Origin of the sequence: Sphingobacterium hungaricum (assembly GCF_015210005.1) — a bacterium.
GTDB classification, from domain to species: domain Bacteria; phylum Bacteroidota; class Bacteroidia; order Sphingobacteriales; family Sphingobacteriaceae; genus Sphingobacterium; species Sphingobacterium hungaricum.
Genome location: NZ_MU158698.1, coordinates 2,210,330 through 2,233,945, shown reverse-complemented (window position 1 = coordinate 2,233,945; position 23,616 = coordinate 2,210,330). Strand labels below are relative to the sequence as shown.

Sequence of the window (23,616 nt, the reverse complement as noted above, 5' to 3'; positions counted from 1 at the left end):
TCCCTGCGCATTTTTTTTGCACTTCATATTCCGTTGTAAAAAATCGATATTAATTTTTATTTTTAAATCATGAAAATAATCGGAATAATTCCTGCTCGCTACGACTCTACCCGTTTCCCCGGAAAACCATTGGTGGATATCGGCGGTATGTCAATGATTAAGCGTGTGTACAATCAAGCTAAACATGCGACATGCCTGAATGAAGTCATTGTGGCAACAGATGATGAACGAATAGCTGAGCATGTCCGTAATTTTGCAGGAAATGTGATTTTAACCGAAAAACACCATCAATCAGGAACGGATCGATGTGGGGAAGTGATTTCGAAAATCTCAGGATTTGACATTGCTATTAATATCCAAGGCGACGAGCCTTTCATTAATCCGCAACAGATAGAATTATTAGCTTCTTGTTTCGAAGAACAATCTACTCAAATTGCAACTTTAGTACATCAAGTCTTGACAGAAGATGATTTATTTAATGAAAACAAGCCTAAAGTTGTCTTAAATAATGCATTGGAGGCGGTTTATTTCTCGAGACAAGCCATTCCTTTTTTAAGAGGATATGCTAAAAAAGAATGGTTGAATAACCTGACTTATTATAATCACATTGGCATTTATGGCTACAGAACTGAAGTGCTTCGGGAATTAATCCAACTGCCGAAATCCATTTTAGAAGAGGCTGAATCTTTAGAACAGTTGCGCTGGATCGATAATGGTTATAGAATCAAAACAGCGATATCGTCTCACGCCAATGATGCGATCGACACGCCGGAAGATTTGGAAAAAATAAAACAGAAATATTTTTCTAATTCTTGATTAACGGTGATCAGCGTATTGAATGGTTTTAAATGCGCTCGAAAGTTCAAGCAGTTCATGCGCACTCAAATTATCTAATTCTTGAATTGTTTTCGACAAATCTTTCATCTGTTCGGTAGTGCGTATGCCAACAACAGCGCTGGCGACTGTAGAATGGGCTAAGACATAAGCAAGGCTAACACTCTGAGCGGAAACCTCCTGTTGCTTCGCAAAATCATGTACAATCTTTTGCGCTTGCTTTACCTCATTTTCAACATAAGATAGATACGTTTTTGCAGGTTTGTCAATCAAGAGTCCTTGGGCTACAGCACCGCGTGAAATTACTGAAACGTGATGTTGATCGATCAGTTCAAAATATTCTTCAGGACGTCTATCAAGCAGGCTATATTGCATCATGATCGAAGTCAGCTTTGATTTGCTTAAGTATTCTTTGATTACATTTGGACGGATAGAAGAAATACCGTACTCCCTTATTTTACCTTGACTTTTTAAGGTTTCAAAAGCTTCGATGATTTCATCAATTGGATCTTCGATAGTTCCGCCGTGCAATTGATACAGGTCGATGTAGTCTGTGTTTAGTCTTTTTAGCGAATCTTCTACAGCTTGTAAAATATAACTTTTAGACGCTTTCCAATCCCAAGTTGAACCATCTTCACGCCATTTATTCCCAACTTTCGTAGCGATGCAAACAGCATTTCGGTATGATTTTAACGCTTCTCCCAACAAGACTTCATTCTCCCCCTGATCATACAAATCCGCGGTATCAAAATAATTGATGCCGACATCCAGAGCTTCCGAAAGAATCCGCTGATTTTCCGATTTATTAGCCGGCTTCAAAGACATTCCTCCAAAGCCGATTGCTGATACCTTTAAGTCAGAATTCCCTAGCTTATTCTGGTTCATCTACTTTTTCTTTGATACTCAATAATTCAACATCAAATATCAAGGTGCTGAATGCAGGAATTTCACCTTGTGCGCGTTCGCCATAACCTAAACTAGCAGGAACATAAAAACGGTATTTCGAACCTACTTTCATTAATGGAATTCCAATTTTCCAGCCTTCAATGACACGGTTTAAGGTCAGTACAATAGGTTCATTTCGGTCGTAAGAACTATCGAACTTCGTTCCATCGATTAATTTTCCTTCATAATGAACTTCCACTTCATCAGTCGCTAATGGATTAGCACCAGTTCCTTGAACCAGAACCTCATATTGTAAGCCTTCTGGCGTAACGACGATATTGGGTTTTGTTTTATTGGACTCCAAAAAATCTTCATTGACTTTTATTGCTTTCGCAGCTTTCTCTTCATAGGCTTTCCGCATTGCAGTCTGAATAATGGTCATGCTTTGTTCCTCATTAAATAGACTTGGCTTTCCAGAAATGGCTTCATTCAGTGATTGCAACAAAACTTCTGCATTAAGCGTCGCGCCAGTACCAACCAATGACCGGCCAATATCTTGACCCAAAGCATAAGAAACCGAATCAACCGAGTTTTGAAGACCTTGCGCATGCGCAAAAGAAAAAGTGCTGATACTTACAAAAATTAGTTTAAATAGATTTTTCATTAGGTGAGTGTTTACGTATTATTTTATCAATTATTTGTTGCGTATTGTCTGGAAAATCAACTTTAATTCGGCTTTTGCCATTTAGCCAAGCTTCAATTGCATATTCATATTTCTTTTTCAAGCTCTTAACGACTGGAACCCCAAGCTCTTCCAGTGAGGCTGCATTCAAATGTTGCTCGTATTGATTTTTCATGGGAATCACCATTAACTTTTTGTTCAGGAACAACGCCTCTGCAGGTGTTTCAAAACCTGCTCCGCACAAAATTCCGGAAGCAGAAGCCATGCTTTTTATAAATGCGTCGCTATTGATCGGGTTAATGGAGACATTCTTCACCGAAAATGCCTTTTTGTTATGCTTCGAAAAAACCTCCCATTGCACGTCAGGAAATTTTGAAAGTTGTTTTAATAAATGAGCATCATCATAGGAAGGCAAATAAACCGTATAATGCCCTAGATCGCTCGGCGTCAGTTCACGAACTGATTGGCGGATAACAGGCGTGAAAATTTTTTCTGAATAAGACTTGAAATGAAATCCATACGAATTCGAGGTAGGAGCATAATTTTTCATGATAAACTTTCCAAGCATATCGCTTTCTTCTGGCTTTGGACTCGATGGATCTAAAGCGCCTATCTGATGGCTTAAACCAATGCAAGGAATGTCTTTGGATTGACATGCCCATGCAGAAATAGGTTCAAAATCATTGATGACCAAATCATATTGCTCAACTGGTAATGAATTGATTTCTTGAATAAATTTTCGGACTGTACTGCTTAAAAAGGTCCTCCATAGGTCTACCCCTCCTGATTTTCCAAAAATAAAACTTAAGCCATGCAAACGGTATTTAACCTCAAAATCCAAACAGATATCTGCCTGAATTCCACTGACCAGCACGTCTACCTCTCCATGTTTCTGCAAACAGGGAATAATATCGATTGCCCGGCATAAATGTCCATTTCCGGTACCTTGAACTGCATAAAGTATTTTCATTCCTTATTTAAAACACGGTTTAAACAAAGTAACGAAAATTTAAACATGCAAGCTAAACCTTTTAGATGAATTCACATATTTATAACATTTTTTATACTTTAGTAACAGTCAAATAGGAATGAAAAATTTGATAATCAGCAGCTTATTGCTTTTGACGACAATTCTTTTATCGTCATGGGGATTTTTTGCGCACAAATTAATAAATCGCCATTCCGTATACTCTTTGCCCAAAGAATTAGCAGCTTTTTACAAAGAACATATCGACGAAATTACCGAACGAGCGGTTGATGCCGACAAAAGGTGTTACAGTGACACGAATGAATCGCCCCGCCACTATATCGATTTGGATGATTTCCAATCCGACTCGGTAGATTCAATCCCAATACATTGGTCTGACGCCATTGAAAAATATGAAGAACGAAAATTGTTGGCTATCGGAATTGTCCCTTGGCAAATCAATCTGACTTACCAAAATCTCGTTCGCGCATTTTCCGAAAGGAATACCTCCAAAATCATTCGATATTCTGCAGATTTGGGACATTACGTCGCCGATGCGCATGTTCCGTTGCATACCACTCGGAATTACAACGGTCAAGAAACTGGACAAATAGGCATCCACGCATTCTGGGAAAGCCGATTGCCTCAGCTCTATGTGGGCTCCTACGACCTATTGGTTGGCAAAGCCATATACATCACCGATCCTTTGGAACAGGCTTGGAAAATAGTTAAAGAAAGTAACGAACTAGTTGATGAAGTACTGCAAACGGAAAGGAAATTATCGAAGGAAATACCCGAATCACAACAAAGATCCTACAGCAATCTGAATGGATCAATCCAATGGACCTATTCTGATTTTTATTGCAACGCTTACCACGAAGCTTTAAACGGAATGGTTGAACGAAGAATGAAAGAAAGCATTCTAATGGTTAGTTCATTGTGGTTTTCCGCATGGGTAGACGCTGGTCAACCCATACTTTCTAAAGCGAATACGCAACATACATTTGTCAGGGATAGTACTGAAAATGTAAAGACAAAAAGATTGGGAAGAGAAGAGTGGCAATAAGTTTTTTATGATTTAAAAATTCTAATTCGGAAAATTTTATAGATTTGCCGAGCAAAAAATCAATTTATGAAAAAATTTTTTTTAGTAGTTCTGTCGGCAGCACCGTTTTTTGTTTTTGCTCAAACTGCTGTTTCAGATACTAGCGCGATAGATGAAATTCTCATCAAAGAAAATCGTCTGCAGATTCCATTTAAAAAAACCACACGGAACATTGAGATTCTCTCAAAAGAAGAAATCGCAAAATTGCCCGCTCGTTCTATCAACGAAGTTTTATCGTTTTTAAACGGTGTTGATGTACGTCAGCGCGGTCCATTCGGCACTCAAGCTGATGTGAGCGTCGATGGAGGAAGTTTTGACCAAACTTTAATCCTATTAAATGGAGTAAAAATTTCAGACCCTCAGACTGGACACCATAGCATGAACATTCCAATTCCTTTAGATGCGATCGAGCGCATCGAAGTATTGAGAGGCCCTGCCGCTCGGATCTATGGAATCAATGCACTAACAGGAGCCATCAACATCATTACCAAGGATGTGGATTCCAATTCAATTATCGCGCATGCTTATGCGGGGACTTCCTTTAAGGATGTCGAACCTGAAGAAGGTAGATCCGGAATCTATTTCGGAAATGGCTATCAATTGGGCGGAACATTGAAAAAAGAAAACCAGACCCATCAATTGTATGCATCACATGAGTTTTCCAATGGACAGCGATACAATTCGGCCTCGAAAAACACCAAATTATATTATGAGGGAAATGTGGATCTGAATGAGCTAAATAAAATCAGTAGTTCTGTGGGTTACATTTACAATGATTTCGGTGCAAATGGGTATTATGCAGCGCCAAATGACAAAGAAGCTCAGGAAATCGTCGAAACTTTGTTGGCAACTATTTCGAGTACGCATCAACTATCTCCAAACTTCTATTTATCACCTCGAATCAGCAACCGATATAACGAAGATGATTATCGCTACATCCGAACTAACCTAGACTTGTACAGATCCTTGCACTACAACAATGTGTTTTCGATGGAACTAAATAGCCGTTATGAAACTGGGTTTGGTGATTTTGGGTTAGGCATTGAATCCCGATTCGAAAATATCGCCAGCAATAACATGGGCGCCCATGACCGCAAAAATTATGGGGCGTACACAGAATTTAGAACAGATAAGTTTCAGAACCTATTGTTGAATGTCGGCGCGTACATCAACTACAACACGCAGTATGGTTGGCAAGTCTTTCCAGGAATTGATTTAGGATACATGCTAAGCGACGATTGGAAATTAATGGCCAATGTTGGTTCAAGCCAGCGCATCCCAACTTTCACGGATTTATACATACAGCAATCAAGCATTGGAAACCCAGATCTTGTTTCGGAAAACGCATGGCAGGCAGAATCCGCTATATCTTATTCAAAAAACAATTTCCAAGTACAGGCAGGTTATTTCTACCGCGATATTTCCGATTTTATTGATTGGATAAATACGGTTGGTACAACGTACCAAAGCATGAATGTTGGAAACAACAAAATTCATGGAATCAATACCTCGTTTAAGTATAAATTCTCAACCAACGACTACACGCATTACAGCATTAATCTTGGTTATAATTATTTAAAACCATCAGTTGTTGAGCGGACAGGAGATTTCATTTCTAGGTATGTGGCTGAAAACTTAAAGCATCAGGCTATTTTGAACCTTTCTTTTCAATATAAAAACCTATTGTTAAGCACAGCGAATCGCTATAATGAACGAGCATCGTCTACTGAATATTTTCTATCTGATTTTAGAGCGGGATATACCTTTTCTAACTTCCATGTCTATGCAGATGTTCAGAATATTTTTGACGTTACTTACATTGAATCTGGTGCCGTTCCGATGCCAGGCATTTGGACAAATATTGGCGTTAAATATAATTTAAGAGGTCTATAGCAACAAAGCTGTTCGATATCTTCCGAAGGGAGATGTCGAACTTAGGATAAATCGGGATTTCTAATCCCGAAGTAGCGGAGCGGACTACAAATCCGCTTTTATCAGGAATTCAGGATGACACTTCGGAACATCCTGAATAGCGGATTGTTATTTATAAAGCACACGCGAAACGCGTGCGCTAGCATAACTAGCGAAATGATTAACAGCCAGAAAGGTTTTTTACTTTTGAATTTTTACTTTTTACTTTGAAAAGTTTTTTAATTTTCACTTTGCAACTTTTCTGCTAAATATAAATACTGCAGGGGCAAATGATGCTGCCAGATATTTGGATTATTCGGGTCATTGCTGTAAAGCTTGAAATAAGCTTCATCTGCATACAATACTTTAGTAGTTCCGGTACGGACGTAGTAATTGCTTTTGACATATTCAGGGGACCTGAAATTTGGAATCTGCTTACGGACGGCTTGAGAGACCATTCTCCCTAAATACTTTTCGTAGTTTTTCTGTGCCCTTTGGCTAGGTTTGCTCAGCTGATTGTAAGCTCTTTTTAAGGCTATGTTCTTCGGAAATTTCTGTTTCTTGATCATTGATTTCGCATGGCGAAATGGATTGACTGCCGTAAAATCATCTACTGTCTGCACAGAGAAAGGAACATCAGGCACCCAATCGGCTGTATTGACAACGTTGAAAGCCCATCCGCCATCGGTCATTTTCTCATAATCATAAGCGAAAAATAAATTCCCAGGCTTTGGCCCTGCACTGCAATAGGTTTTGAAACGGATATCCTGTGGCAGTTTATTATCGAGTTTTAAATTTTCCAGATAGGCATTGAGCATGTAGGTAATCCCTCCGCCTTGGCTATGTCCGGTCAATATAAAATCTTTAATGCCCGCTTGATAGCAAGAATCAATCTTCGCTTCAATGGTTTTGGAAAGATAAGCCATTGCGACAAACCAGCCTACCTGTACCGCTGCATCTGGGTGTTCTGCCAGTTTGTACTTAAATAGAAAATCATCATCAAGCTGGAGCTCTCCCTTTGCAGGAATCATGGCTGCATACAGATTTGCCAAAAAGCTTGCTTCGGTCTGAATGCTTCCCTGTACTGAAATCAAGGCTATCGACTTGTCTTTATGGATCCACAGATCCCAGATATTATCAAAAGCAACAACCGGCGAACGGTACTCAAATCTAAAGGACGAAGGGTCAGCGACAGTTTTGCTCTCGCTCCATTTATCCAGCGCAATATGTACTTTGTGATTTATTTTTAGCGTTTCGATGTATTCTTCCTTATCGAAACCAGGTTTCAATAGCTGAGCATGGGCTGATTGAAGAAAAAAACTAAATACAAAGGCGATGTAAAGGCAGTGCTGTTTCATGGGGTTATGGCTTAGCTGTAGTTTAGCGAATCATTAAGAGCAAATTAAATTCTAAGAGTAACCTGCTATCAATAAGACTGTTTCAAAAATAACAAATAGCTTGAGCTTCTGCTAAGAAAAAACAAAATACTTAATGGCACCTGACAATCAACAGCTTTTTGAATTCTAAACATGCCACAGGCTTAATCCTCAAAAACAAAATGCCCTTTGGTTTGGTTCATTAGGTATGAAAATCGCAATGCTTTCGCCAATTGCCTGGCGCACTCCACCTATCCACTATGGCCCTTGGGAATTAATCACGTCGCTACTTACGGAAGAATTGGTAAAAGCCGGGATGGATGTCACGTTATTTGCGACAGCAAATTCAATGACTCATGCAACATTGAAATCTGTTAGCCCTTCAGGCTATGAAGAGGATCGTTCAATCGATGCGAAAGTATGGGAATGCTTGCATATTTCGGAATGTTTCGAGCATGCGGATCAATTTGATATTATCCATAACCAATTTGATTTTTTGCCCCTATCCTATTCCAAACTGGTAAAAACTCCACTCCTGACAACTATTCATGGGATTTCGTCGGAAAGGATTTTGCCGGTTTATAAAAAGTACAACGGCAGTACGCATTACGTTTCCATAAGCAATGCAGACCGAGTAGATGATCTGGATTATATCGATACGGTGTATCATGGGATCGATCTCGATCAATTTCATTTTAATGCTGATCCTCAGGATTATTTGCTCTACTATGGACGCATACATCCCGATAAAGGAACAAAAGAAGCTGTTGAAATTGCGCGCTCATTAAATAAACGATTGATTCTTGCAGGGATTATTCAGGATGAAAACTATTATAAACATACTGTAGAACCTTATTTGAAGCAAGGCGAGATAGACTATATCGGCAGCGTTGGACAAGATAAACGGAACGAATTATTGGCGAATGCCAGCTGTTTGCTGCATCCTATACATTTCAGCGAACCATTCGGCTTATCCGTTGTGGAAGCGATGGCTTGCGGAACGCCCGTAGTCGCATTTGCTAAAGGAAGCATGCCTGAATTGATCGATGATGCTGTAGATGGATTTCTTGTCCATACTGTAGATGAAGCGATCGAACGGATAAAAGAGATCGACTCGATCGATCGAAGAAATTGCCGCCAAAAAGTTGAAAATAAATTCTCCAAAGAGAGAATGTGTCAGAATTATTTAGCAGTTTATCAGAAGATATTGTCGAGTGGAGAAACTAAATGAATAAGGTCATCCCAAAATGGATGACCTTATTCAATATGAAAACATAGTTTATATCGTGACTAAACCTCTTATTTCGGCAGATCAATTTTTAGTTTAGCATTTAGTTCCGGACTTGTGCTAACCAATTTATTATTGACCCAAACACAAAGCATGCTTTGATCTCCGGGCTTATTGGTATCCCAATCCTTTTTCCAGATAACATCCACATCATGGCCGTGATAACGCAAGTTTCCTAAATAAAAATGATCCCATTTATCTTCGGGCAACAAAGGCTCTAACGTAAATTTATTCTCGTGAGAAGCTTTAAAGCCTAACAAATCTTCGATAACAATATCCGGAAATGTAGAATGGAAATAATCTTGTTCGCCTCCGAAGGTCTGTCCATCGCTAGGAATATACCATTCACCGATATTCAGCTGATCCGAACCATGCATATCCGCCAGTTTTTGGATATAATCAAATAAGAGCTCCCGTTCAGAATCCTTTATTTCTTTCTTGTAATTTCGCAGATAATTTGCGTATGCTTTATAGACTATTGAGTTTTGAAATGGCCAGCCACGTCCATTCCAAGCATAAGCCTGCTCGTTGTAATAGGGGTGCTGTCTTTCAGCCGTGGTCATCCCCTTCGCATTGTAAAATCCTTTTTCCGAAGAAAACATAGCCCATGCATTTTCATATTTTTGATGATCCTCAAAAGGAATCATATTGAAATACCAAGGCGTGTATCCGACCGACTCACGCACATGCGCCTCATAATCTCCAACGCCAAATTCATTATCTCCTGCACTGTAGGTGTTGAAAAATTGATCTTCTTCATTCCATAAAACATTTAGGAGATTTTCCTGAATGGATTTCGCTTTTGATTCATACAGCTTTATTTTTTGCTGAATGGTTGGATTGCTATTCTTTTCGGTATCTAAGTTATACAGATTGGCTAGCGATTGCGTATTGGCGTAAGCATAGGAATTGACAGAAGGACGGACTAGATAATAATCGGGATATCCTTTTCGGAACGCTTTAGGAAAATCTTTTGCTTGTTTGCTTTCAGCCGCTTTGCTTGTTGTTTCCCATCCCAAATAGTATTCTTTCCAGCTTTCTGGAGTATAGATAGCATAGGCATCTTTGCTTTGAATCAAGCCTAAAACAGCAGAAAGACTAAACTCCATTCCATCGTACAAATCTAAAATCTTGTACATGCCGGCTGTTTTCGCTCCAGCATTGTGAACAGTAAACAGACTGTCCCATCCATGTTGATGCTTTTCCATACAAGGCAACAGGTCTTTTGTCCAGTTCGCATTTGGATGGATTTTCAAATGCGCTTCAACTCCATCAATCATCCAGCTGGAGAAATGATGACTTTCGGGACGGCTTAAATAGGTCAGGAAGTTTCCGTTCTCGCGCTGATCCAATTTGGAAGCTGAGCCCTTCATAAAATACTCGGCATAGGAACTTAAAAACTTTGGATCCCGCAACCAGCGTACATCATAGAACTGATGTCCGGCCGGACAAGTGATTGCTCCGCTCAATGATGCCCAAGGCTTTACGCCAAAAAACTCCGTAACGACCCAATATTTGCGCTTGTCGATAGGATCGTCATATTCTTTCAAATGCTTGCTGACCATCCACCATCGGTAATTGTACACTTTGGTCATTCCTTCATCAGAACTTAGAAATAAAGGAATATTCTCTTCGAGGAATGCTTTATTATTCGAAGCATTAAATGGTCCATCTGATTCTGGCCTTCCTTTATACGCATTAAATTCATCGACATTCGCAGCCAAAGTTTGCTTGGATACTGTTTTCAGTCGCTGCAATTCATGATCGTAGGCTACTTGTTTAGGCGTCGAGCAAGAAATCGAAAAACAGCTCAGCAACAGTAAGCCCGCTGCAAAAGAAGTCCGCAGCTGCTCAATGCTTATTAAATATTTACTCATGTATCAAAAAGAAGCTTATGATTTATTGATTAAGTATAGGCTCTGGAATACTGCCTTATCTGTTTCTTTTCCTTCAAAATGAATTCCTGGGCGAGGACTTCGATCCCAAGGGGAAATTCCATTGATGCTCGCAAGCTTCGCATCTGCAGGAACAACTTCCACCCAATCCGATGATTCCTTATAATAAGCGCGAACCTGTAAATCCGCGGCCAACTCTAGCTTGATTTCTAATTTCTTCAATCCGGCAGCAATCGCTTGTTCTTTTATCAACATCTTCTTTCCATCTTTCACCAACCAGAACTGGATGGTATTGTCTAACACACTAAGTCCTATCGAGCGATCTTTGTCCCCATAAATCACAACACCTTTTTGTGCGGTATTGCTGCTTTTCGATAAATCGATGGAAGTGCCTACTTCATACACCTTGCTCGTCGGACGCAAAGTCATTGCAATTCCAGTTGGATTGTCAGAAGCGGTTGTACCTTCCAGTTGCAAGCCATTAGCCGTATAGCTGTACTTCGGTTTAGAATACCTAAAATCCCATTGTAAAAAAGGCTTCGTTTTTGATTTTTTACTTAAATCGAATTGGACATCTTGTCCTTTATTTAATTGTGTAGACGGTAGAAATACAAAAGAAGGTTCGCCTGACGCAGACCATTGAAGTTCGGCTAACAGTCCTTCCCTTCCTGTATAGGTCGTACCGATTTTGCTATAGCCATGAAATAGGTAATAAAGCTTTCCATCTTTGCCATCAACAAAAGTACCGTGGCCCATGCATTTCCAGTCCTCATTCTCCCCAAGCAGAACTTGTGCTCCTACCCGTTCGTAAGGCCCTTGAATCGTTTTAGAACGAACAGCCTGCACATTGTAATCACAGCCCACACCACAACATGCACCAGCTGAATAAAACATGTAATAGTATCCGTCCTTTTTAACGAAAGCCTGCCCTTCAATCCCAACACGAGCAGTATCTTGAAGCAAAGAAAATGGCTCGCCTTCTAAACGAAATCCATCGGCAGAAAGTTTGCTAGCAATTAATTCTATCGGACGCTTGTCTAAGCCATAAGCTTTCCAAGTCATGTACAGCTGATTGCCTTCTTTGACGACGTATGCGTCAATGGATTCTGTACCATAATCAACGACCACGCCATGATCTACGAAATCCCGATCAGGATATTTGGACGTGGCTACGCCAATGCAGGATACGCCATCGGATTTTCGCTTTGCGGAATAATACACATAATAAATTCCTTCATTGTAAAAATATTCTGGTGCCCAAAACGAAGATTGAGTCCATTCAGGAGCTGAAGAAAACACAAAACCTGTCTGTGTCCAATTTCTTAAATCATCGGAAGTATAAATTGGGAAATGGGGTCCCCACTCACTAGAAGTTCCAATAGTATAGTATTTTCCATTTGCAAAAATGGTTGTCGGATCTGGAAAATCGCCATTGATTGTCGCCTTAGGTTGGGCAAAACTTACTAAAGAGCAGCTTAAAAAACAAAGCAGCATTAGCCATGAACACCGATTCTTGTCAGCACCTGTGGATAGATTCATAGTTGATTGATTATGTGAACATGCAAAATACAAAAAAATCTTATTTAACATATTCATTTAGCGAATGATTTTCCTTCTTGCCATTAAACATGAGTTTCACCGATTCAGGTTTATCCAAGCAAAATAATTTGACCGAATAAATAATCCCTTTCACCGAGTTTTTAAGTTCGTTAACCCAATTGTTGTATGCTAGGAGCGCATTCTGAGCTACTTTTGAATCAGAAAATAACAACAAATAAAAAATATTAACAACATTAAAAACTCAACATCATGCAAAATCTAATCAAAATCATCACAGCATCTGTACTAATGGCTTTCTCATTTACTTCATTCGCAACAGAAAAAGAAAGTCCTGCTAAAATCACCAAAGCCATCAACTTAGTCGATGCGTATATCGAAACAGCGACTCTAGGAAAAACCGCTCAGGGGGAATATATCTTCGCCGATCATTTCCAACACAGAATGAATGGTTCGAAAACGCAAAACTTTAACAAGAAACAAGTCGTTAAATTCTTGAGCGCTCAAGAAGGATACGTTCAGAACTGTGCATCAAGCTACCAAATTATAGAATCGGACAGCAATTACACAATCGCAAAAGTGCAGATGAAATACGATAACTTCACACGCACAGATTATGTAACGATGACTTTAGCAGACGATGCATGGCAAATCGACCAAGTCGTTACAAGCTACTCGAATTAATAAATAGTCAATTCATAAAAAAACCTGCAATCGGATTGCAGGTTTTTTTATGTTAGGATCAATGAGTAAAGAATAAGGAGCAAGGATTTGTTTTCTAGGTTGGATGTAGCTTTTCGATATCGTCTGAAGGAAGATGTAGAACTTTACATAAATCGGGATTTACAATCTTGAATAATAGGGCGGATTATATGAAAAATGTACTTTAGGTAAAGCCTCAACAATTTAGGTGCGTACCTACGGCACGCAATTGTTTGTGGTTATTGCGCGCTACAAAGCGGTAGCTCCTACGGAGCATATTTGCAATTTAAATAAACACACGCGGAACGCGTGCGCTAGCGCCCTCTTTTACATGGCTCCGTTGGAGCAAAATATTTGTAGCAAATAATATGGTCTACAATCAGCGATCCGTAGGTTCGCAACAATTATTTGAAAACAATTTGTCTATTCGGTTGCGTACCTACGTCACCGCTTTTAATTCCATCAATCATTCTACAAATATTCAGCCTCTACGAGGCTTTAAGGTGTATTATCTGCTGGCAATAAGTTCTTATTTATAAAGCACACGCGAAACACGGGCGCTAGCATATCTTTCAACATTGCTCCGTAGGTGCAAAATATTTGTAGCAAATAATACATTCTGCAATCAGCGATCCGTAGGTTCGCAACAATTAGTTGAAAACAATCTGTCTATTCGGTTGCTTACCTACGGCACGCCTTTAATTCTAATCGATCATTCTACAAATATTCAGCCTCTACGAGGCTTTAAAATGACGTTTTTGATATCTTCCTAAATAAATTCTGCGATACTATCTAAATGTGCCGTAGGCACAACCGTTTTGTAGCATCTAATTCCATTAAGAAAGATTGTGCCGTAGGCATTACCCCATTCCGAAAGGGAGCGTACCTACGGCACGCCTCTATTATTTTTTTAACATGCTACAAAGCGGTAGCTCCTACGGAGCAAATTTGTAATTTTATTTAAGTACACGCGAAACGCGTGCGCTAGCGAAATTACTAACTCCCAGAAAGGATTTTTGAATTTTTACTTTTTAATTTTTACTTTAAAAGGTTTTGAATTTTTACTTTAAAAGCCTTTTTACTTCAAAAAAAAACCGCTTAAATTTTATTTAAGCGGTTCAATTCGTTTAAGGGTAAACCTTACAATTGTTTTGTCAATTTCTCAATCAATACTGATTTAGGAACTGCACCAATTTGCTTGTCAACAATTTCTCCATTTTTGAAAAACAATAAAGCTGGGATATTGCGAATTCCGTATTTTACAGAAATTTCAGGATTGTTATCCACATTTACTTTTCCAATAACTGCTTGTCCTTCAAACTCGGTAGCGATTTCGTCAACCACTGGTCCTACCATGCGACATGGACCACACCATTCTGCCCAAAAGTCAATTAAAACTGGTTTGTCAGAATTTAAAACTACTTCATTAAAATTGCTGTCTGTGATTTCTAATGCCATATTACTTTTATTTAAAAAATATTTATTTTCTCTTTTTGTTTAACAAAGATAAAAAATCAATTGTAATCTGATTTTAATATCTCAGTAATTATAATCGATACCTTATCGATTTAATTTATATGACAGGTAAGCGATTTCCTCTATCCCATCCAAAAATTCATTGGTCAAGACCAGCTTCTGTTTATTGCAAGGCATCTCAATCGCATATTGATCCTGATTATCAAAAATCTTAAATTTAAATTGACAATAAGCTTGTTTGCCTTCTTCCTGCGCTTTGGAAACCAATTCTTCCACACGCTCCACAAAGTCATCCGTCAGCAATTCCAAAGGATATTCTAAAATCACAGATTTTGCAAGCTTTTCTTTTAAATCAGAAAGCAATTGGATATTCTTCAATTCAAAATCCCAATTTCCGATTTGCTTAAAGCGTTCTTGAATCAAACCCCGGATTTGAACAAAATATCCTTCCTGCATGTAATCTTTGTTCTTGATGTAATTCTCACCAAAAGCCATGATTTCATAAGAGTCCCCATAATCTTCAATCACGAAAGACCCAAATGGATTCCCATTTTTAGCAATCCGGTGGCTCGCGCTAACGATAATTCCACCTATGACCGCTTCTTTATTTTTGATTCGGTTAAAATCCAGCAATACTTCATTCGACACTTCAGGAGCCTTTACCTTTTGAATCATCTTCAAATCTGTCAGCGTATTCTGGCAGAAATGTTTAAGCTCAAATTTAAAATTATCCAAAGGATGGCTTGTCAAGTAAATTCCGATAACATCCTTTTCATATTTTAACTTTTCGATTAAGCCCCAAGGTTGACAGGGTGACAAAATCGGTTCTGGCAATTCCGTAGCCTCTCCGCCCCCACCAAAAAGACTTCCTTGAGCCGAATTTTCATTTTCTTTAAATCGCTGCGCAAACCGAACTGCTTTCTCGATTCCTGATAGGTTATCGTTGTCCACATTGAAATATTGAGCTCGATGCGTATTCTTGAACTCATCAAATCCACCAGCATAAGCCAAACTTTCAAATGCTTTTTTATTCGCTGCGCGCAAATCAATTCGCTTGGCGAAGTCAAATATAGACTTATAAGGTCCAGTTGCACGAGTTTGTACTATGGTATCAACTGCACCAGCACCAACACCTTTTACAGCCCCAATTCCAAAACGAATAGCACCTTGGTCATTTACTGTGAACTTGTAATGGGATTCGTTGACATCAGGTCCCAAAACCACTAAACCCATCCTGCGACATTCTTCCATGAAAAATGTTACCTGTTTAATGTCGTTCATGTTATTGGAAAGAACCGCAGCCATGTATTCTGCCGGATAATGTGCTTTTAAATACGCAGTTTGGTAAGCAATCCATGCATAGCATGTGGAGTGTGATTTATTAAATGCATAACTCGCAAAGGCTTCCCAATCCGTCCAGATTTTTTCCAATGTTTTTGGATTATGTCCCTTCTCCGCAGCTTGAGCCACAAATTTCGGTTTCATTTTATCCAAAACATCTTTTTGCTTCTTACCCATTGCTTTACGCAAAACGTCGGCATCGCCTTTGGAAAACCCTGCTAACTTTTGCGAAAGAAGCATAACTTGCTCTTGGTAAACCGTAATTCCGTACGTTTCTTTCAGGTATTCTTCGCAAGCATCTAAATCGTAGGTAATGGGTTCAATTCCGTGCTTACGTTTAACAAAACTGGGAATATAATCCATTGGTCCCGGACGATAGAGCGCATTCATGGCAATTAAATCGGCAAATACTGTCGGTTTTAATTCCTTCATGTACTTCTGCATACCGGGAGATTCGTACTGGAATATCCCAACCGTTTCCCCGCGCTGGAACAATTCATAGGTCAGCACGTCATCAATCGGAAATTCGTCCGGATTGATTTCGATATTGTGGCTTAATTTGACATTGGCCACCGTATCTTTAATCAGTGTTAATGTTTTTAACCCCAAAAAGTCCATTTTCAGCAAGCCGGCACTTTCTACGACCGAGTTGTCAAACTGGGTAACATATAAGGCTGAATCTTTTGCCAGCGAAACAGGAACAAAGTTTGTAATGTCATCCGGCGTAATGATTACACCGCAGGCGTGAATACCTGTATTTCGCATCGAACCTTCAAGCACTCGAGCTTGTTTGATGGTTTCAGCTTCTAAGCCTGCGCCATCTGCTAAATTCTTTAATTTATTGACCGCTTCCAACTCATCCGAACGCAAAGCCGATTTTAAAGCCTTCTCTTCCAACTGAAAAATCTTGCTCAATTTCAGATTCGGGATAAGTTTCGCAATTTCATTCGCGTCTGATAAAGGCAATTCCAAGACACGTGCTGTATCTTTAATCGACGATTTGGCAGCCATGGTTCCGTAGGTAATAATCTGCGCAACTTGCGAAGCACCATATTTATTGATTACGTAATCCATAACCTTTCCACGACCCTCATCGTCAAAGTCAATATCAATATCGGGCATGGAAACACGGTCGGGGTTCAAGAAACGCTCAAATAGCAAATCGTATTCAATCGGGTCAATATTGGTAATCCCCAAACAATACGCCACTGCGGAACCCGCAGCAGACCCACGTCCCGGTCCAACAGAAACGCCCATATTTCTTGCTTCAGCAATAAAATCCTGAACAATCAAGAAGTACCCTGGATATCCCGTGTTTTCAATAACGGAAAGCTCAAAATCCAGCCGTTCGCGGATGTCATCGGTTAAATCCGAATAGCGTTTTTCAGCACCAACATACGTGAGGTGTTTTAAAAATGCATTCTCTCCTCGCTTTCCTCCATCAACCTCATCTTCGGCAGAAAGAAACTGCTCGGGAATCTCAAACTTCGGAAGAAGCACATCACGGTTCAGCGAATAAATTTCGATTTTATTCAAAATCTCTTCGATGTTGATGATGGCATCGGGCAAGTCGGCAAATGCTTTTTTCATTTGCTCCGACGATTTAAAATAATATTCTTGATTAGGCAAACCAAAACGGAAACCTCTTCCTCGGCCTTTAGGGGTCGAAAGTTTTTCTCCGTCTTTAACGCACAATAAAATATCGTGCGCATGCGCATCTTGCTGATTTACATAATACGTATTGTTGGTAGCAATAAGCTTTACATCGTGCTTGCGCGCGAGCTGAACAAGCGACTCATTCACCCGATTCTCATCCTCTTGACCATGCCGCATAAGCTCGATGTAAAAGTCGCCAGCAAATTGCTCCTTCCACCAGATTAAAGCTTCTTCAGCTTGATTTTCACCAATGTTTAATAATTTATTTGGAACTTCTCCCTGTAGATTTCCCGACAAAACGATAATGTCTTCTTTGTATTCTTCAATCACCGAGCGGTCAATCCGAGGAACATAATAGAATCCTTCAGTGTAGGCTTTAGATGCCATTTTGGCTAGGTTATGATAGCCATTTTTATTTTTAGCCAAACAAACAATCTGATATCCATTGTCTTTGCGCGTTTTATCTCTGCGGTCATCGCAAACGAAAAATTCACATCCGACAATCGGTTTAATGGGATTATCCGCATGATCCTTGTTGTAGCTTAAAACTTTGCTGACAAAATGAAAAGCGCCCATCATGTTGCCGTGGTCAGTCATTGCGACAGCAGGCATATTATTTTTTGCCGCAGCATCGACCAGTCCAGCAATTGAAATCGTGGATTGAAGGACAGAAAACTGCGAATGATTGTGCAAATGAGCAAATGGCGCAGCTTTTAATGCCTCCGATAATTCCGTAGGAATAACCTGCTTACCCGCATCCGCCGGTGCGGTTTCTTTGCGAATAGATTCCGAAGCCGCTTTTAAATTGACATGTTGTATACCAACAGGTTCAACAGTCGAAGGATTGTGTTCCTTAAACTCAACAAAATAGCCTGAATCCTGTTGCAATTCTGTGGCAGAAAATTCCTCTCGGCGAACCAGCTCAAGGAAACAACGCGTAGTCGCTTCCACATCGGCAGTCGCATTATGCGCTTCAGAAAAAGGAACACCAAATAAATACGAGTGCAACTCGGTCAAGGTTGGCAACTTAAAACGTCCGCCTCTACCTCCCGGAATTTTTACTAATTCTGCGGTTTTTTCGGTACAGGTATCCAGAATAGGCATATCGCCCAATGCTGTTTCTTGTTGATAGCGGTAAAACTCCGCCCCCATGATATTCAAGTCAAAGCCAATGTTTTGACCGACGACAAATTTTGCCTGAGCAAGCGCCAGATTAAATTTGTTTAGTACGTCTTGAATAGGAATACCTTGCTCTTCGGCCAAAGCCGTAGAAATTCCGTGTATTTTCTCCGAATCGTAGGGAATATTGAACCCATCGGGTTTAATCAAGTAATCTTCATGAGCGATCATCTCGCCCATTTCATCATGGATCTGCCAAGCAATCTGAATACATCTAGGCCAATTATCTACATCAGAAATTGGCGCATCCCACCGCTTCGGTAATCCTGTTGTCTCTGTATCAAATACTATATACATGCTTATCCTTAATTCTTGAAGATATCAAATTTAATGAATAATTCTAGCATCTTTTCCACATTCGAAACGAGACAAAAAAAAATAAGGAAGCCTTTATTCAAGACTTCCTTATTCAGAGTATATTTTGAATTGATTAATTTAAAATAATGACTTCAACACGACGATTCTGCTGTCTTCCTTCTGGTGTTTTGTTATCAGCAATAGGTTTTGTCAATCCCAAACCTTTCGTGGTAATGCGACTAGCTGAAACTCCAGAATCTTCTAAAAATTTCTTTACCGAAGCAGCGCGTTTATCTGAAAGCCAAAGGTTGTAATCAGCGGCTCCAGTAGCGTCCGTATGTCCGTCTACGCGTATTTTCTTACTTTTATCTTCGTTCAATAGTTTAGCCAATTTACTTAATTCACCTTTAGCCTTATCCGTTAAATACGATGAGTTGCTTGGAAATAATAAATCAGAAGATAATGTAAATGAGATCCCTTCAGTTGTTCTAGTGGCATTATCAAATTCTGTCTTTACGTTTTTCAATCCATCATCTGTGCCATCTTTTGATACTACTGCGCCTGGTTTGACTTGCAATTCTTTTTGTTTACAAGAAAACAATACTGCTGATGAAAGGAATACTATAAATAATAAATTTAGTTGTCTCATTTTGTTTGAACAAAGGTTGTAAGAAATATTAATTCCCGTAAATATAGGGAATTGAGCTAAATTAACCTATTAAACTGCTAATTCTATTTCGCAGAAAATAATTTGCTTTCCAATTTTTTGATTTCAGGAATCTCCTTATACAGATTCCATATCAGTCCAGAACGCGAATTTTCGATAAGTATCGCAACAGAAGCTTGGTTCAATGCCATGTACTCATCCGAAACATCTGAATTCCTCAAATCTAAATAGGCTCTGAAACCGTATTCCGTAAATAATACATCGGCGTATTCTTTATAGAGCGCCAATAACGTTTTCAATCCCAATTCTTTATTCAAGAACATGGACGACGCACCAATGGCAGGATTGATCCTAAAACTTTGCGTGCTGTCTCTGCGCTGGTAAAAGCCCCAAATTTCTGAATTCGTCGTCCCGACGCCTATTTCATTATCTCTGCGTTTAATCGCTTTGGTAAAGTTATTCAGCAATTCCGTATAGTTTTGGTTTCCTTCTTTAATTGTATTTGGGTTGATTGTGAAAAAAGGCGTATACACTTTTAATAAATTCCGATTCAAGTCACCGAACTTTAAATCCAATCCATACATAATTGTGTCCTTATAAATGGAAATCTTTGCTATTGAATCTGTAATTTCATCCGAAAGCACGTATAGATTTCCGTTCGATTCTACAGCAGGAATACCATTAATCGCTTCTACTTTCGCACTATCTTTCTTAAGTTCTAAATTCTTGATAATCGATGAATAGGCTTGAGATAGAGAATCTCTGGGAACATGCAGTTCTGCAAAATTGTTATCGTACACATGCCTAACGCCATTCTCATAAGCAGATAATGGCAAAGGTTGCGAAGTAGAACCCATAGCCAGCATGTAGGCATTCATGCTCTCATTAATTCCTCCAAGATTTCCCAGATTAAATTGATCAGAAACACCAGACAATTCGCTTTTCAGCACATCATTGGAGTGATCTACAGTCAATTTCGTCCATTCAATCTGGTTCCATAGCTCATCGATTTGCTTAAATGAGGACGTATCAGCCTGCGCATCCTTTTTCAAATATTGCTTGCTTAACAGCAATGCCTGAATAATCGAAGTTGTCGCCAGCACGTCATAAGTTGGCTTATCGTCAACATATTCTGGAAGTCCTTTCCTACCATCAAAATAAGCCGGGAAAATTCCGTACCGATTTTGAGCATTTCCTAAAAATTTCGCAATCCGATTGATCCGATTCGCGAATGTACTTTTAGGAATAAAACCTTTCTCCACGCCTACAATCATACTAAGCAACGCATACCCGGTTTCTTTCAGCGAAACAATGGGTTTATCTTTAATTCGGTAAGGCAAGTACATTCCGCTATTGATGTCGTAATTTTCTAGAAAATAGTTAATGTGCGAGAATTGAATTAAATCCAAGAGCTGATCATTGTTCAGCACTTTTGTTTTCACCTCTTGAACAGCAGAAAATGGAGATTCTTTGTAGTTATAATCGACCCACGCAATTTTATAGTAATATGTCTTATTGAGCTCGGGCACATAATCCAACGATCCTTGCATGTAAATCGGACGAATAGCTACTGGGTCGAAAGTGACATTGTCATCCGAGCGATAGATTTTAATATAGCGAATACTTGGCGTCAAAGGTAATTGCCATTGCAGATGGATTTGTTGGTCGTAAGCAGTAGTTTTTGATAAAATAGCTGGCGACGACAACAAAGTGTTGGAATAATTCTGTGGCAAAAATTCAATTTGGTCAACAAAAAGATGGTGTGTATTCATGCTGGTTTTATTTTCCGAAAACACAACTGCGGAAATGGGATTTTCAAACTGAAGGTTAACAAAATCTTTGACAGGAATGCGCACGCTGATCCACATGTTGTGCTGAAAATCGTCAATATAGGGCACTAATGATAAACGTTGGCTTTCTTGACTTCCTTGTTGCAAAGCAATTTTTGGAAGGTCTTGAGCAGAGGTATGATTTGATTGAACAAATATTTTTACAGTCAAAAAATCTGATTTGCTGACGCGATAATGAAATTTCTGACGGCTATATTTAACTTCCGCAGACCAATGACCGATTGGATTCGAAATGTATTTCAGCGATAATGAGTTACCTGGCGTAAAAAACAGCGTATCAGAAACCAAGAGATTTCTATTGACATTTTCGACCCAACTGTTGCCAAAATAAGTAACCTGACTTTTAGCATAACTTCCCTTGACCAGGCTATTATCAAAAATTACCTCCGGATACGTATCGGCCGAAACCGCTTTAGTCAAAAGGATAAGGAATAGAAAATAGTATATTTTTAATTTCATAGTCTGTCGATTAATTACCTAAAACCAATGCAAAAATAACTCCAATATACCGAAATACAAGAATTAGATGAATTTTATGAAATTATTTACCACAAAGTGAGAAGGTTAAGTTCAGAATAAAAAAATGTTAAACAAATATTTTCCAAATTTGCATTTTCTCTCTATATTTGCACCACACCAAGCGAAAGTAGCTCAGTTGGTAGAGCACAACCTTGCCAAGGTTGGGGTCGCGAGTTCGAATCTCGTCTTTCGCTCAATCACCTGCCTAGGTGGTGGAACTGGTAGACACGCAGGACTTAAAATCCTGTTCCCGTTAAGGGAGTGCGGGTTCGATTCCCGCCCTAGGTACTTAAAACCTCTTCAAATTTGGAGAGGTTTTTTGTTTGATACAACTTGAACTGCTTTAAACATTTTAACAAAATTATTGTTTACTCTACATGCTTATTTTCACATACATTCTATCTTGCCTCCTTCTTATCATCAGCATTCTGCCTCTTATTAAAAATGATTATTGGACATTTCGGGTATTTGAGTATCCTCGCATGCAAAAATTGGTGTTGCACATAGTAGCTTTGTTGCTCTTGTTTTATGTTGCTCCGCAAAATAGCTTTTCATTAATTCTAAAAATCGCTCTCTTGCTGAGCTCCGCATATTTAATTTATCAAATCCTTCCTTTTACACCTTTATGGAAAAAGCAAGTGTTGCAAGCAAAAGGAATCAAACCGGACCAACAGCTGAAATTGTTTATTTCTAATGTGTATGAATTTAACGAAAATCATTCAGGCTGTCTGGATGTCATTGCGAAAGCAAATCCAGATGTTGTGTTTTTGTTGGAAACCAATGAGCGATGGAATAAAGCTGTAGCTTCTCTCGACAATGATTACCCCCACTCGATAAAAGTTCCTTTAGAAAACACCTACGGGATGCTATTTTTCTCCAAACTACCGCTGAAAGATTCTGAAGTGAAATACCTTGTCGAAGACGATATTCCGTCAGTACATACAAAAATTCAATTGCCCAATGGGAAATGGGTTCAGTTATATGGCTTACACCCGACTCCTCCCGTGCCGAATGAAAATCCACGTTCGACTGAGCGCGATAAAGAATTGTTGCTTGTAGCAGACTTAGCGAAAGAATCAAAAATTCCAGTCATCGTATTTGGGGATTTGAACGATGTGGCTTGGAGCTATACAACTACGTTATTTTTGAAAATTTCAGAATTATTGGATCCTAGAAGAGGACGGGCATTTATCAATACCTTCCATGCAAAATATCCGCTTATGCGTTTCCCTCTGGATCATGTGTTCTGCAGTTCGGATTTTAAATTAATCAAGATCACAAGAATGGATAATTTCAATTCTGATCACTTCCCTGTATTTGTTCAGTTGCAATATGAAGCCATTGCGAAGCATCAGCAAGAAGACAATAAGTTGGATGCCGACCAAGGAGATTATCAAGAAGCTGCCGAAAAGAAAGCGAAAATTTAAGC

17 protein-coding genes and 2 tRNA genes are annotated in these 23,616 nt (G+C 39.2%); 8 read left to right on the top strand and 11 right to left on the bottom strand.

Features of this window, described 5'->3' with window-relative positions; all coding sequences use genetic code 11:
• The first annotated feature begins 69 nt into the window (after positions 1-69).
• Positions 70-816 carry a 3-deoxy-manno-octulosonate cytidylyltransferase gene (gene kdsB / locus C4F49_RS12940; protein WP_196936252.1) on the top strand — a complete coding sequence of 249 codons (747 nt, stop codon included), beginning with the start codon at positions 70-72 and terminating at the stop codon, positions 814-816.
• Here kdsB and C4F49_RS12935 read toward each other — a convergent pair whose 3' ends face one another.
• From C4F49_RS12935 to C4F49_RS12925, 3 genes are read right to left on the bottom strand one after another with little or no spacing between them, the layout of a single operon-like run.
• Positions 817-1,719, bottom strand: a complete 903-nt coding sequence (locus C4F49_RS12935) for an aldo/keto reductase (protein WP_196936251.1) — start codon at positions 1,717-1,719, stop codon at positions 817-819.
• The gene (locus tag C4F49_RS12930) at positions 1,706-2,383 is read right to left on the bottom strand and encodes an FKBP-type peptidyl-prolyl cis-trans isomerase (protein WP_196936250.1); all 678 of its coding nucleotides are present in this window, start codon (positions 2,381-2,383) and stop codon (positions 1,706-1,708) included. The genes C4F49_RS12935 and C4F49_RS12930 overlap by 14 nt, the downstream gene beginning before the upstream one ends.
• Positions 2,367-3,371, bottom strand: coding sequence for a glycosyltransferase family protein (locus C4F49_RS12925; RefSeq protein WP_196936249.1), 1,005 nt, complete (start codon positions 3,369-3,371; stop codon positions 2,367-2,369). The genes C4F49_RS12930 and C4F49_RS12925 overlap by 17 nt, the downstream gene beginning before the upstream one ends.
• A gap of 118 nt (positions 3,372-3,489) precedes the next feature.
• Here C4F49_RS12925 and C4F49_RS12920 point away from each other — a divergent pair, with 118 nt between their 5' ends.
• Entirely contained in the window at positions 3,490-4,434 is a 945-nt protein-coding gene (locus tag C4F49_RS12920; RefSeq protein WP_196936248.1) for a zinc dependent phospholipase C family protein, read from the top strand.
• Positions 4,435-4,500: 66 nt separating this feature from the next.
• Positions 4,501-6,366 (top strand): TonB-dependent receptor plug domain-containing protein, encoded by a 1,866-nt coding sequence (locus tag C4F49_RS12915; protein ID WP_196936247.1) that lies wholly within the window; start codon positions 4,501-4,503, stop codon positions 6,364-6,366.
• 257 nt (positions 6,367-6,623) lie between these two features.
• Here C4F49_RS12915 and C4F49_RS12910 read toward each other — a convergent pair whose 3' ends face one another.
• Positions 6,624-7,742 (bottom strand): lipase family protein, encoded by a 1,119-nt coding sequence (locus C4F49_RS12910; protein ID WP_196936246.1) that lies wholly within the window; start codon positions 7,740-7,742, stop codon positions 6,624-6,626.
• 226 nt (positions 7,743-7,968) lie between these two features.
• Between C4F49_RS12910 and C4F49_RS12905 the strand changes: the two genes are divergently transcribed.
• Positions 7,969-8,991, top strand: coding sequence for a glycosyltransferase family 4 protein (locus C4F49_RS12905; RefSeq protein WP_196936245.1), 1,023 nt, complete (start codon positions 7,969-7,971; stop codon positions 8,989-8,991).
• A gap of 68 nt (positions 8,992-9,059) precedes the next feature.
• On the opposite strand, the gene C4F49_RS12900 is transcribed toward C4F49_RS12905, so the two are convergent.
• From C4F49_RS12900 to C4F49_RS17980, 3 genes are read right to left on the bottom strand one after another with little or no spacing between them, the layout of a single operon-like run.
• Positions 9,060-10,925 carry an MGH1-like glycoside hydrolase domain-containing protein gene (locus tag C4F49_RS12900; protein WP_196936244.1) on the bottom strand — a complete coding sequence of 622 codons (1,866 nt, stop codon included), beginning with the start codon at positions 10,923-10,925 and terminating at the stop codon, positions 9,060-9,062.
• Between the two features lie 15 nt (positions 10,926-10,940).
• The gene (locus C4F49_RS12895) at positions 10,941-12,482 is read right to left on the bottom strand and encodes a glycoside hydrolase family 43 protein (protein ID WP_196936243.1); all 1,542 of its coding nucleotides are present in this window, start codon (positions 12,480-12,482) and stop codon (positions 10,941-10,943) included.
• Between the two features lie 40 nt (positions 12,483-12,522).
• A complete protein-coding gene (locus C4F49_RS17980) occupies positions 12,523-12,717 on the bottom strand; it encodes a hypothetical protein (RefSeq protein ID WP_231388307.1) in 195 nt (64 codons plus the stop codon).
• 35 nt (positions 12,718-12,752) lie between these two features.
• Between C4F49_RS17980 and C4F49_RS12890 the strand changes: the two genes are divergently transcribed.
• Positions 12,753-13,184 carry a nuclear transport factor 2 family protein gene (locus C4F49_RS12890; RefSeq protein ID WP_196936242.1) on the top strand — a complete coding sequence of 144 codons (432 nt, stop codon included), beginning with the start codon at positions 12,753-12,755 and terminating at the stop codon, positions 13,182-13,184.
• 1,158 nt (positions 13,185-14,342) lie between these two features.
• Here the strand turns inward: C4F49_RS12890 and trxA are convergent.
• The 4 genes from trxA to C4F49_RS12870 form a co-directional block, all read right to left on the bottom strand.
• Positions 14,343-14,660, bottom strand: coding sequence for a thioredoxin (gene trxA / locus C4F49_RS12885; RefSeq protein ID WP_196936241.1), 318 nt, complete (start codon positions 14,658-14,660; stop codon positions 14,343-14,345).
• A gap of 102 nt (positions 14,661-14,762) precedes the next feature.
• Positions 14,763-19,151, bottom strand: a complete 4,389-nt coding sequence (gene dnaE, locus C4F49_RS12880) for a DNA polymerase III subunit alpha (protein WP_196936240.1) — start codon at positions 19,149-19,151, stop codon at positions 14,763-14,765.
• Positions 19,152-19,284: 133 nt separating this feature from the next.
• Positions 19,285-19,800, bottom strand: coding sequence for an OmpA family protein (locus C4F49_RS12875; RefSeq protein ID WP_196936239.1), 516 nt, complete (start codon positions 19,798-19,800; stop codon positions 19,285-19,287).
• 83 nt (positions 19,801-19,883) lie between these two features.
• Positions 19,884-22,127 (bottom strand): glucoamylase family protein, encoded by a 2,244-nt coding sequence (locus tag C4F49_RS12870; protein WP_196936238.1) that lies wholly within the window; start codon positions 22,125-22,127, stop codon positions 19,884-19,886.
• A gap of 181 nt (positions 22,128-22,308) precedes the next feature.
• Here C4F49_RS12870 and C4F49_RS12865 point away from each other — a divergent pair.
• The 3 genes from C4F49_RS12865 to C4F49_RS12855 all read left to right on the top strand — a co-directional run bounded on the left by C4F49_RS12865 (position 22,309) and on the right by C4F49_RS12855 (position 23,614).
• A tRNA-Gly gene (locus tag C4F49_RS12865) sits at positions 22,309-22,381 on the top strand.
• Between the two features lie 9 nt (positions 22,382-22,390).
• Positions 22,391-22,475 (top strand) — tRNA-Leu (locus C4F49_RS12860).
• A 194-nt stretch (positions 22,476-22,669) separates the two neighbouring features.
• A complete protein-coding gene (locus tag C4F49_RS12855) occupies positions 22,670-23,614 on the top strand; it encodes an endonuclease/exonuclease/phosphatase family protein (RefSeq protein WP_231388306.1) in 945 nt (314 codons plus the stop codon).
• Positions 23,615-23,616 lie beyond the last annotated feature (2 nt).